The organism is Pyrococcus sp. (assembly GCF_030153625.1).
In the GTDB taxonomy this organism is placed as follows: Archaea; Methanobacteriota_B; Thermococci; order Thermococcales; family Thermococcaceae; genus Pyrococcus; species Pyrococcus furiosus.
This window is the reverse complement of the sequence record NZ_JASKLM010000054.1, coordinates 1-11,094: the sequence shown is the minus strand read 5'-3', so window position 1 is coordinate 11,094 and position 11,094 is coordinate 1. Positions and strand designations below refer to the sequence as shown.

Annotated in this window: 10 protein-coding genes, 1 tRNA gene and 1 pseudogene; 2 read left to right on the top strand and 10 right to left on the bottom strand. The window is 41.2% G+C overall.

What is annotated here, in order from left to right; translation table 11 throughout:
- The first annotated feature begins 155 nt into the window (after positions 1 to 155).
- Positions 156 to 243, top strand: a tRNA-Leu gene (locus PWP39_RS08555).
- A gap of 199 nt (positions 244 to 442) precedes the next feature.
- On the opposite strand, the gene PWP39_RS08550 is transcribed toward PWP39_RS08555, so the two are convergent.
- From PWP39_RS08550 to leuS, 9 genes are all read right to left on the bottom strand, one after another.
- A complete protein-coding gene (locus tag PWP39_RS08550) occupies positions 443 to 994 on the bottom strand; it encodes a phospholipase D-like domain-containing protein (RefSeq protein ID WP_288073465.1) in 552 nt (183 codons plus the stop codon).
- A gap of 594 nt (positions 995 to 1,588) precedes the next feature.
- The gene (locus PWP39_RS08545) at positions 1,589 to 2,014 is read right to left on the bottom strand and encodes a hypothetical protein (RefSeq protein WP_288073464.1); all 426 of its coding nucleotides are present in this window, start codon (positions 2,012 to 2,014) and stop codon (positions 1,589 to 1,591) included.
- A gap of 65 nt (positions 2,015 to 2,079) precedes the next feature.
- Complete coding sequence (locus PWP39_RS08540) at positions 2,080 to 2,358, bottom strand: hypothetical protein (RefSeq protein WP_288073463.1); 279 nt, start codon at positions 2,356 to 2,358, stop codon at positions 2,080 to 2,082.
- A 494-nt stretch (positions 2,359 to 2,852) separates the two neighbouring features.
- Entirely contained in the window at positions 2,853 to 3,143 is a 291-nt protein-coding gene (locus tag PWP39_RS08535) for a family 4A encapsulin nanocompartment shell protein (RefSeq protein WP_288073462.1), read from the bottom strand.
- 158 nt (positions 3,144 to 3,301) lie between these two features.
- Complete coding sequence (hydA, locus tag PWP39_RS08530; RefSeq protein ID WP_288073461.1) at positions 3,302 to 4,591, bottom strand: NADPH-dependent hydrogenase/sulfhydrogenase 1 subunit alpha; 1,290 nt, start codon at positions 4,589 to 4,591, stop codon at positions 3,302 to 3,304.
- Positions 4,588 to 5,373, bottom strand: a complete 786-nt coding sequence (gene hydD, locus PWP39_RS08525) for an NADPH-dependent hydrogenase/sulfhydrogenase 1 subunit delta (protein WP_288073460.1) — start codon at positions 5,371 to 5,373, stop codon at positions 4,588 to 4,590. The genes hydA and hydD overlap by 4 nt, the downstream gene beginning before the upstream one ends.
- A 10-nt stretch (positions 5,374 to 5,383) precedes the next feature.
- Positions 5,384 to 6,262, bottom strand: a complete 879-nt coding sequence (gene hydG / locus PWP39_RS08520; protein ID WP_288073459.1) for an NADPH-dependent hydrogenase/sulfhydrogenase 1 subunit gamma — start codon at positions 6,260 to 6,262, stop codon at positions 5,384 to 5,386.
- Positions 6,259 to 7,362: an NADPH-dependent hydrogenase/sulfhydrogenase 1 subunit beta gene (gene hydB / locus PWP39_RS08515; RefSeq protein ID WP_288073458.1), complete on the bottom strand. Its 1,104-nt coding sequence runs from the start codon at positions 7,360 to 7,362 to the stop codon at positions 6,259 to 6,261. The genes hydG and hydB overlap by 4 nt, the downstream gene beginning before the upstream one ends.
- A 231-nt stretch (positions 7,363 to 7,593) precedes the next feature.
- The gene (gene leuS / locus PWP39_RS08510) at positions 7,594 to 10,497 is read right to left on the bottom strand and encodes a leucine--tRNA ligase (protein WP_011012025.1); all 2,904 of its coding nucleotides are present in this window, start codon (positions 10,495 to 10,497) and stop codon (positions 7,594 to 7,596) included.
- 235 nt (positions 10,498 to 10,732) lie between these two features.
- Here leuS and PWP39_RS08505 point away from each other — a divergent pair, with 235 nt between their 5' ends.
- The gene (locus PWP39_RS08505) at positions 10,733 to 11,044 is read left to right on the top strand and encodes a hypothetical protein (protein ID WP_288073457.1); all 312 of its coding nucleotides are present in this window, start codon (positions 10,733 to 10,735) and stop codon (positions 11,042 to 11,044) included.
- Here the strand turns inward: PWP39_RS08505 and PWP39_RS08500 are convergent.
- A pseudogene (locus PWP39_RS08500) lies at positions 11,004 to 11,094 on the bottom strand (IS6 family transposase); the annotation flags it as partial. The gene PWP39_RS08505 and the pseudogene PWP39_RS08500 overlap by 41 nt on opposite strands.

The window sequence follows — 11,094 nt, the reverse complement described above, 5'->3', positions numbered from 1 at the left end:
AGTATAGAATGCTCTCAGCCTTCATTTCTCTCCCTTCTTTTTCTGAAAAATTATCAGAAACTTAAACCTAACGCCCTACCGCTTATCCTAACAGTATCCGTGTGGTGAGAGAAAACTTTATAAGTTGCATCATAAGGATGATATTTCGGGACGGAGCGGGGGTTGCCGAGCCTGGTCAAAGGCGCGGGATTGAGGGTCCCGTCCCGTAGGGGTTCCGGGGTTCAAATCCCCGCCCCCGCACCATTTCTAGTGTTTCTTCAGTAGTAATAATAGATAATATATGGAACATTCCCAAAATTATTGAGATTGCTTAATTCTGAGAATTTCTCGACTTCTTCGCCTTACTCAGCCCCTATACGGTGGGATGTCTCCAAATTACTATGATTAGGATTAGGGAAAATAAAGGTAAGTATATCTCCGAGTTTTCTGAGCCAGAATAAATTTACTCTTTTGTCCAATGCTCATATTCTTCTCTCCCAATTACGTTTTCAATTATTTCATCTACCAGAGCCTCGCTCTCAAACCTTACCATATAATCCGGGGGCACATAGCTTACTGGCATTATACTTAATGGATTAATTGATCCTAGATGATATATTATTGATTCATCAACTATTACACACTTGAAATGAAGTCTTGGTTGTTCAACAACTCTTATACCCTTTTCCTTAAGCATTTGAACACATTCCTCATGCTCCTTTGGATCTCCGACCTCTTTTTTGTCAGCCGGCCTTGTTATTACGATAAACTTAACTCCTTTCTCTATCCCTTCCCCTACTTCTTTAAAACTCAAGAACCTTGAGACTTTTTGTTTACTCAAAAATGGTGAGGCTATAACCACTAACTTTTTAGCATTTTTTAGATCACCTTTCAACGCTCCTTCAAAATCTACAGCATCTAAAATTTTGGTAGAAGCTTTAAAGAACTGCTCCCTAAGCCTCTTGAGAATAGGCCCCCTCCTCATTCTATCCTCAACGATCTTCTTGAACGGCATATCCTAATCACCATAGTTCTTATTGTACATAGCCTAATTTAAATTTTAGTTTTAAGATGCTTTATGTTTGAAGAAATTTCCACGATCTATTCACTTGTATACCTACCAGGTTCTAAGAAAGTACTTTATTCGTTGGGTTAATACCAGCTCTTACGTGAGCAAAGCTTGCATTTCCCAACTTCTGTATCCCAGCAATCTCTGCAAACCCATCTTCCACAAGAAGGACATTGAATTAGAAACTTCTTCCCTAATTCTCTTTTTTCAAGACTCTTTTTAGGAATTCTGAACAAATTAAGCGAAGAGTCACCAAGGAGTGTTTTCCTAGCCCTGGTTACTCCAATTCCTAACACATATGTGTTGGATTAATTATTCACTTGACTATGTTCAAACCACCTAAAAGCTAAATAGCTTGCCCAATTTGGTCTTACTTACAGGGCCAAACTCCCTTCATAGAGCAAATAAAATACACTTCCTCTTTTAGAAGTTTCTTTTCTGTTCTGGTTTCTGGCAATATTAATTGAGGAGCCAACATTGCTTTAATTTCCTCAAAATCCAAAAGTAGTAGTGGAGGTTTATTGAAGTTTGGTAGCATTTTCAATCACTCTCCGTTTTGGGCCTTGCAATTCTTTCCAAAGCTTTTTCAATCTTTTCTAGTTTTTCTCTCTCCTCCTTTATTAACTCATTCAGTTTTATTATTGCACTTTTAATGTCTTCATGTATATTTGGATTGTCCTCAAACTCTAATTCTATTTTATCTGAATATATAAAACAATCTTTAAATGAGTTTACCGTTTGTAGCTTTTCTTTGATTTCTTCCCTGCATATTCTAACTTCATGTATACTTACCTTTATGAGAATAGATTTAACGTATCCCTCAAGCTTAAGTCCCCATTCTTTTCTTGGAAATAGATACAAATATAATAAATTTGGTTCTCTCTTAACTTTAAACTCCCAAAAGATCTCTTCTTCCTTCACGCCTCCTACCTCTTTTTCAGATAATTCTCTCACTATTTTTCTCATTAAGTCCTCTTCCCTTTCATATTCTTCTAAGATAAGATCAGCCCCAGGAAATGATTTTAAATTATCTATAATTTGTTTTCTAACATCTTCTGGAAGTTGAGCCAGTATTTCTCTAATTTTTTCACATTGTAATATACCTTATCATAATTCACTCTATTGTTGGTGTACTCTTTCCACCATAGGATTTTCTCCTCACCAGCTAATGAGGAGACTATATCTGCCAGGTGTATAAAGAGGTCAAAATACCTCCGATGCTTTGGATGAGTACTTGGTAAATTGCACAAGGTGTTGTCACATCTATCAACAATCTTAGCAAGAAGAACTTTAACATGCTTATCTACCATTACTCCCACCCTATTTATATTGTCTGTTTCCTAAAATTATATTTTTTTATTGCTAATGCTATCTTTTTTGCTACTTGTTGGAGACTACTCATGTTCAGAACTGAGTTTCGAAATTGCTCTCTGTTTTCTACTTCTTATTCTATTTTTATTTTGCTAAACTCAGATAACTTGGCCTCTTTATCCTCTTATCTCACTTTCTTTATTCTTGACTTTTGTAAGTCTCTATTATTTTCTGATCTCAGGAGAATGCAGTTGTCACTTCTTACTTTTGGAATCCTTACGATCATCCCATTAGGAAGTTTATAAAGCATTCCCAACATATAGTAGAGATGTTATTTTCCTGAGTTGACCAAGTTAATAAAAAATTAAAGGTGTATTTGTGTTTTTGCTACTGAGATATTTATAAAATATCATCAAATTATACTGGGTTTTTTATTATTCCAAAGTTTACAATTGAATAAAGCTGTTATCCTTGCAACTTCATAACATATTCTTCACTCTTTAATAATCCTGATTCTTTTTGCGGCTCCTGGGCTCAATCCTAAAAGCTTGGAGTCTATTATTACCGCTTCTTTGTTAAGTTCTGGGAGGATTTCCACTCTTAAATTTGAGACTTCGGTGAGGGGTCCCTCTTCTCCAGTCTCTACTTTAACGATGCTTGAGAAGAAGTTGTAAGCTTCTTTTCCAAAAAGTATAACGTCTGGCTGATAACCGTCCATTTTCAGCTCATTAATTTTCTCTTCAATTTCGCTTAGTATCCTTATGAGATCTCCTCTCGTGCTCATAAAGATAAAATAATTTGGAATCTTCTTTCCCTGGAAGGCTGTTATAGAATAAGTTCTCGGAATTAAGAGCCTTATATTAAAGTTTTTATCAGGAAAACTACCGATAATCTACGTACTTAGAAATGATTCTCTAAGGTTTAAAGAAGTTAAAGAAAAGATCAGAGGAGTTTAACTACGTGAACTGAACAGGAGATACATGGATCGTATGCCCTAACCACCATCTCCGCAAGTAGCTTAAGCCTTTCTGGGTTATCATTGTAGTGCTTCTCTGCCATCATCCTTACATGCTCTTCCATCATTGCCAAGTTGAATGCTGTTGGGGTTATTATGTCCGCATAGCTCACTCTTCCGTTCTCTACCTTTAGGGCATAGACGAGTATTCCTCTGGGAGCTTCCGTTGTTGACACTCCAAATCCATCCCTTATCTCAACCTCATCTCTAGCCTTAATTGGCCACTTCGCCAGGGCATCGTCGATTAAGTCTATGGCCCTTTCTGTGAAGTAAACCAGCTCTAATGCCTGGGCCAAGTTGTTTGCAAATGGGTTTGTAGCTCTAAGCAAGTCCCTATAAGATTCATAAAGCTCCTTTGCCTTTCCATAGAGGAGCTTGTGGTTGTTAACAACTCTCGAAATTGCCCCCACCATGAAGGGTTTTCCTCTGTAGTGGCTGTGCTTTGCAAAGCTGTGCTCGACGACGAACTCCTTAATGTGCTCCTTGTATTCTTCGCTGGGAAATTCATTTCCATCGCTCGCCTTTATGTAGTCTCCATAAATTCCATAAACATCGTTCCTGGGCTTTACAGCCAAGTGCGTTATCTCTCCTTCAACCTCTTTATATTGCTCCAGCTTTGCAAATAGTTCAAACGTCTGCTCAGTTAAGGGTAGAATCTTCTTCAGCTCTTCTTTCATTTTTTCAAAAGTTTCCTTTCCTGGGAGCTTTCCAAATCCTCCTAATATTGCGTTCTCTTGGTGAATTGCTCTCGAGCCTAGAACATCCATTATCCAGGTTCCAACGTTCTTCAACGTGAGTGCAGTCTTTATCTCATTCTTATACTCATCCACCATTTTTAGCGGACTAGAGTACCCCAGGTAATCTGGCAAAACGAGGAGGTATAGGTGGAGGGCGTGGCTCTCTATCATATCTCCTATGTACAAGACCTCTCTCAACGCTTGAATCTCCTCCCTGGGAGTGAAGCCGATGGCCTTTTCTGCGGCCTCTAGCGCCGTCAACTTATGAGCGGCAGAACAGAATGAGCATATTCTTGGGTATATGGCCAGAGCTTCCTCAAGCTTCTTTCCAACCGTTATGGCCTCAAAGAATCTGGGCCCCTCAATTATGTTCAACTTGACTTCCTTAACTCCGTCATCTCCTATTACTATCTCAACGCCACCTTTTCCCTCAACTCTTGCTATATGATCAACGGTGATTGGAAGGTAGAGGTTCTTCATTGTTCACCACCTGAGAATATTTTTTCAACCATCTTCTCAACCCTTTCATCGTGTCCATTGAACATCTTCATCCTCTCAATTATCTCCTCTTTTGTCATTCCCTTCTCCTTAAACACCTTGGCTAAAGAATCAAACCAAGCAACATCGTACCCTATTGCTCCCCTGCACCCTATACATGCAACTCTAAATCCTGGACATCTCGCGTTACATCCTGCCCTCGTTACCGGACCTAGACAAGGTTCTCCCTTCTCAAGAAGGACACATGGGTATCCATTGAGCCTACACTCAAGGCAGACAGGGTAGTCTATATCTTCCGGCCATGAACCAATTAAGAATGTTCCCAGGGCGTAGAGGAAGTCCTTCTTCTCTGGTGGACAACCGTAGATGTTGTAATCAACCTTAATGTATTTTGATACCGGCTCAGCCTTCTTTGGCTGGAATTTGACCTTCGCATCTCCATAAACGGTCTTCCAGAGCTCTTCTAATGGCTTTTCGCTCCAACTCTGAACTCCTCCTTGAACGGCACAAGCTCCAACTGCAACGACGATCTTTGCATTCTCCCTTATCTTTTTCACGAGTTCAACTTCTTCCTCAGTTGAAACGCTTCCCTCGATGAAAGCTATGTCTACCTTTTCGTCCTCAACGCTATCTCTATCGATCATGAACCAGCAAACTATCTCGGCGTTTGGGATGAGCTGTAATAGCTCATCCATCATGGCTAATTGTAGTTGGCAACCGTAGCATGAGGTTAACGCGTAAAATCCAATCCTAATCTTTTCCATTTTCCTCACCTCAGTCTAACAATCCTGGGGTTGAGACTATGTCGAAGTAAGTGAAAACTGGACCGTCTTTACAGATGTACTTCCAGCTCGTGCTAGTTCCGACGTTACAGTGACCACACTTCCCTATTCCACACTTCATCCTTCTCTCTAGAGTGACGTAGATGTTCTCCGGCCTGTAGCCGTAGTTTATGAGGGCCTCGAACACCGACTTGTACATCCTGGGAGGCCCACAGATTGCAACTGCAGTGTTCTTAGGATTTGTATTTGCCTTAACGATGAACTGCTGTGGTCTACCCTTTAGGCCCGGCCAGTTTGGATCCCTCGTTACGCTCTGGATGATCTTCACGTTTTCAGCCTCAGCTAAATCTTTCATGGCCTCTAGTTCCTTGTAGAAGAGGAGGTCTTTTCCATAACGTGCGGTGTTTATGAATGTAATGTTTCCATACTTCCACCTGTTGTCCATTGCATAGAGGAAGACGCTCCTAAGAGGTGCTGTTCCAAGACCAGCTGCTATTAATAGTAGATCCATTCCTTCCCACTCATCCACTGGGAAACCATTACCGTAGGGCCCTCTCACGAGAACAGTATCACCGGGCTTTAGCCTGTGGACGACGGTTGTAACTCTTCCCGCCTTTCTTATACAGAGCTCAAAGAATCCTCTCCTCATTGGGGAAGAGCATATGCTTATGGGAACCTCTCCAACTCCAGGTATCGTCAGCTGGACAAACTGTCCAGGTTTGAATGTCCACTTCTCTGCCAACTCAGGATCCTCAAACCTGAAGAGGAAAAGCTTTTCCTTTTCCGTTAAGGGATAAACCTTTAGGACTTTGACCTTGTGAAGGGCGTATGGATTATCATTTGGCATCATAATCTCCTTAGGCAACATCATACCTCATCACCTCTAATGTTGGATGAATAGGCAAATCCTCTCTTCGGAATTTCCTCACTAACTGTTGGAGGACATTTGTTCTCCTCAAGTCCGAGAATCCTTCTAAGGTTGCCCACAAAGCTTATATCTGCTGGACAGAAGGCAGTACACCTTCCACAACCAACACAGTAACTTAATCCAAGCTTTTCGTTGTATGCGTTCTTACAGAGGTACCTGTTCCTAAAGCGATCTTTCTTTGTTGGCCTAAAGTTGTGGCCTCCAGCAACTAAACCGTGACTTCTAAACTGACAAGAATCCCATCTTCTCTCCCTGTACCCAGTAACTCCATCCAAGTTCACTATATCCTGAACCTCATAACACCTACACGTTGGGCATGTGGTGTTACATATTCCACAAGCCAAGCACTTATCTGCCTCCTCATCCCACATTGGATGTTCCATTTCCAACTCGAGAAGATACCTCAAGTTGCCCCAGTCTTCGTGGTATTTGAATGCTTGCTGTCTCCTCTTTTCAAAATCTCTAAATGCACAGATATCCTTGTCCGTTACCTCTTCAAAGAGCTTTATGTTCCTGTCAACAAGCCTGTGCCCAGTTGGAGTGCCAACCCTCACTAACCATCCATCAGGTAGCTCGTGGAAGAACAAGTCAAAGCCATCATCAGCGAAGTCCGTCTCCCTCAAGTTACAGAAGCAATATTCATCTGGCATACAGCTTATTCCAATGATTATCCCCTTCTCTCTCCTCACCTTGTAGTACTTGTCGGGGAACTCATCAAGGTATACCGTGTCTAGGATCTTTAGGCCATATATGTCACACGCGTGGACTCCAAATATAATAAATGGTTCAACTTCCTCTATTACCTCCCTGTATTCTGGTTTTGAAATGTCGAACTCAAAGAGCTTTTCCCTCGGCTTGAAGAAGAACTTCTTAGGTGGCATTATTGTCCTGTTGTAGTGGAATTCTATCTTTCTAACATCATCAATCTCCCTGAAGTCATAGAACTTGTCCGAAATTTTTACTGGAGCGTAAAGCTTCCCCCAGTCTTTAAGTCTTTCCAAAAACTCGTAAGTGTTTTCCTTGGGTAACTTAACATACCTCACACAAACCACCTCCCAATGAGCATAATTGACCAATACTCCTCAAATTTTCGTTAGTGAACATTTTTGTTTCCCAGTCTAAAGTTGGTGAGGGAGATAAAAAAGCCTTTTTAAACCCGAAAATTGAAAACCAAAGGTTAAAAACCCCTAAATTTTTGGAAATTAGACTTTGATGAACAAGTTGAAGTAGGATAGAATATAGTTATACAACAGTATAATAAAAAGAGAAGAAGATCACTCAATAAAGATCGCAGGCTTCAAGGGCATTGCCTGCTTCTTCTTTCCACCCTTATCTTCACTTGGGTTTATTATGATCTCAATTCCAAGCTCTTTCTCTATAAAGTCCTTTGCTTCCCTCAGAACTTTCTCTTCATCAATTCTCTTAACTTCAAAGGCTCTATCCTTTATTAGCCTTTCCACGATCTTTGCAATTTCCTTTCCACGCTTTCTCAGCTCTTGATCCTTCATTAATTCTGACATTGCCGCCTTGAAGTCCCTCTTCTCTGCCACAACTTCCACTACCTTCCACTTCCAATCTTCAGCGGTGTATATGTATGCCCTCCTAGCATTTTCTATCTTGGCCACTTCAATTATCTCCTTTATATCCTCCATAACGCTCTTTACGTACTCCTCTTCGGCCTCTATAGTCTCGTTCCACCACTCTTCAACTGGATCTGGCCACTTTGCTAGGCTGACGAACCCTTCCCCACCAAGCTTCTCCCAGAGCTCTTCACAGATGTGTGGAGTAAATGGGGCCATCAACCTAACCCATATATCCGCAAGAGTTCTGAGCACGTACCTCTTAGCTTCATCGTCCCTTCCTTCTGTCCTTCTTAGATACCATCTCAAGTCATTCATTATGGTGTAGAAGGCCCACTGAACAGCTGTCCTCGTCCTGAACTCTTCAAGAGCATCGGTTGTTCCTTTTATGGCCTTGTTCAATCTGTGGAGCATCCACTTGTCTATATCCTTAAGCTCAACGTTCTCCCTAGCTTCATACTCAGCAAACTGACTTATTAGCTCGTAAAATCTTTCAATCTGTTTTCTTAGCCTTCCTACCTCCTTCCTCCTCCAGTCGAAGTCGCTGTCATGCTCGGCTAAACTCATTATGTAAAGCCTAACTACATCTGCTCCATTTTCCTCAATTGCATCTATGAAGTTGAGCACATTACCCTTGCTCTTGCTCATCTTTTGCCCCTCTAGGGTTCCAAAGCCATTCACTGCTATTCCCTTTGGCCAGTGCTTCTCGGGGAATATTGCCACATGGTTGAATATGAAGAACGTTAGGTGGTTGGGAATTAGATCCTTAGCTGAGCAACGCCAGTCAAGTGGATACCAGTATTCGAACTCCTCCTTCATCTCATGAATAATCTCTGCTGAGATTCCTGTCTTCTCCTCTAGTTCCTTCTCTTTCTTTTCGTCAAACTCCTCAAGGAATATGTAGTCGAAGAATTCTGGCGTTAGCTTTTCTGGATCTAGCTTTCCTTCCTCTCTGAGCTTGTTTATGTGCCTGCTGATGGTGTAATATGCCATATAGATAGTTGAATCGCTTAGACTCTCAATTACCCAATCAGGATCCCAGGGTAGAGGAGTTCCAAGACCAACTTTTCTTGCACATGCCTTCTTGTCCAACCACTCTATTATGGCCTCAAACTGAGCCCTTCTGCTTTCTGGAAGAATTTTCATTCTCTTCAGAGCTTCCCTCGCCTTTTCTTTCCATTCAGGATTTCCATAGTCAATGAACCACTGGTCATGAATTATCTTTATCACTGCCCTGTTTCCAAACCTTGAAATGACGTTCTTCTCGGCGAACTCGTACATTATCTCCCCAATTCCCTTCTCCATTAGATCCTTAGCTATCAACTCCTTTACCTCAGAAACTGGCTTTCCTTCATATGGAGGTATCTTGAATATTCCCTTGTGATACTCAGCCCTGTAAATTGTCTTAGTAGCTTGCTCCAGCTTATCCTTATCCTTCTGACTCTTCACTCCCAGCTTTTGAACCTCTTCAACCGCTGGGAATTCCCCATAACCCTCCAATTTTATTAGGGAAATGTAGGTTATGTTCTCAACTATCCTGGGGTCTATATCATATTTTAGCAGAATGTCGGTTTGCTTCTTTAGATCTTCCAATGCTACATGATCAAATGGAGCATGAGCAGGAACGCTCATCACTACACCAGTGGCATTATCAGGATCGACAAACTCTGCTGGCAGAATTATGACTTCATCCCCTGTTACTGGATTTCTAACGAACTTTCCAATTAGCTTTTCTCCTTTAAATTCCTCAACAACTTCAATTTCTCTATCTTGGAACGAAAGCTTGTAGGCTGCCTCTTTGCTGATTATCCAAGTTTCAACTTTATCTCCCTTCTTCACCTTCGCCTTGACGTAAGTGGCCTCAGGGTTTAGCCACATGTTCGTTACTCCATAGACAGTCTCAGGCCTCAGAGTTGCCGCGGGAAGATAAACTGTTTCTTCTCCTTCTTTTAGCTCGAATTTTATCAGAATGTACTCAAGAATTGGAACGTCTTCTCCATCCATTAGGTCGTGATCACCCAGCGGTGTCCCCACTACTGGATCCCATCTCACTCTATGAGTTCCTTTTACAATGTATCCCTTCTCCTTCAGCTTCCAGAACTGCCACTCGATGAACTTGCTGAACGGTGGGAAGAGGGAGGTTGTGTAGAATTCCCTACTCCAATCCACACTGAAGCCTGCCCTTATGAAAGTCTCTTTTGCTGCTTTCATGAAGTACTTTACAATGTTCACTGGATCCTCAAATGTCCATAGTATATCTTCTGGAACCTTGTATACATCCCTGTATATCCAAATTGTTTGGGGATCCCTGTTCTTTATCCTTTCAGCGATTCCAACTATTGGAGAACCTGTAATGTGCCATGCCATTGGGAATAGGACGTTGTATCCCTGCATCCTCTTGAACCTAGCTATCACATCTGGAATCGTATAAGTCCTTGCGTGGCCCACGTGTAGGTGTCCTGACAGGTAGGGGAATGCCACTGTAATGTAGAACTTCTTCTCCTTTGGCTTATCCTTTATGTTTGGTTCGAAAATCTTAGCCTCAAGCCACCTTTTCTGCCACTTCTCCTCAATAGCCTTGAAGTTTAGCTCAGGCATGGCTAAAACCTCCTTTCAATTGTGCAATAGAAGAGCTAGAATAACAAGTAGGCAAGTCAGAGGACATCAAAGATACAGAGGAGAAGGTACTCCCTCCTCATTGGCATCGCTTCTTGTAAGGATCTTGGGTATTTAAAAGTTTTGATTACCCTTATAATATTGAAAGAAGAAAAATTTATATATTAGTTTAGAATATGGAGTAACGCCTAACATAAGTAACTTAGGTGAATTAACTATGAGGAAATATATCATCGTTGGAATCCTAGTTCTATTTTTATCATCAACAACTGCATACTCCACCCTTGGAACATTGCTAGGATATGTTGATGGGTATAAGGTATTCTATTCAAAGTATTATAAGGTGACAGTTGTTGATTCCGAGGGAAGGGTAGTTTGGTCAATACCATTACGGTATTATTCCTCAGCTGCCATAGGAAAAGATTTCCTAATAGTCGCCAATGTAGATGAGGACATGTATAAGGTTAACGTAACGATTTACGATATTGTCAGGATAACTGGGGCATCACCTCCTGAAGCCATTCAGTAACATCACCAGGCGGATCACCAAAACTAGAATGAATTCTGACAAAATTATAC

Coding starts and splice junctions, on each gene's coding strand:
- PWP39_RS08550 (WP_288073465.1), bottom strand. CDS start 994: ATGCCGTTCAAGAAGATCGTTGAGGATAGAATGAGGAGGGGGCCTATT.
- PWP39_RS08545 (WP_288073464.1), bottom strand. CDS start 2,014: ATGAGAAAAATAGTGAGAGAATTATCTGAAAAAGAGGTAGGAGGCGTG.
- PWP39_RS08540 (WP_288073463.1), bottom strand. CDS start 2,358: ATGGTAGATAAGCATGTTAAAGTTCTTCTTGCTAAGATTGTTGATAGA.
- PWP39_RS08535 (WP_288073462.1), bottom strand. CDS start 3,143: ATGAGCACGAGAGGAGATCTCATAAGGATACTAAGCGAAATTGAAGAG.
- hydA (WP_288073461.1), bottom strand. CDS start 4,591: ATGAAGAACCTCTACCTTCCAATCACCGTTGATCATATAGCAAGAGTT.
- hydD (WP_288073460.1), bottom strand. CDS start 5,373: ATGGAAAAGATTAGGATTGGATTTTACGCGTTAACCTCATGCTACGGT.
- hydG (WP_288073459.1), bottom strand. CDS start 6,262: ATGATGTTGCCTAAGGAGATTATGATGCCAAATGATAATCCATACGCC.
- leuS (WP_011012025.1), bottom strand. CDS start 10,497: ATGCCTGAGCTAAACTTCAAGGCTATTGAGGAGAAGTGGCAGAAAAGG.
- PWP39_RS08505 (WP_288073457.1), top strand. CDS start 10,733: ATGAGGAAATATATCATCGTTGGAATCCTAGTTCTATTTTTATCATCA.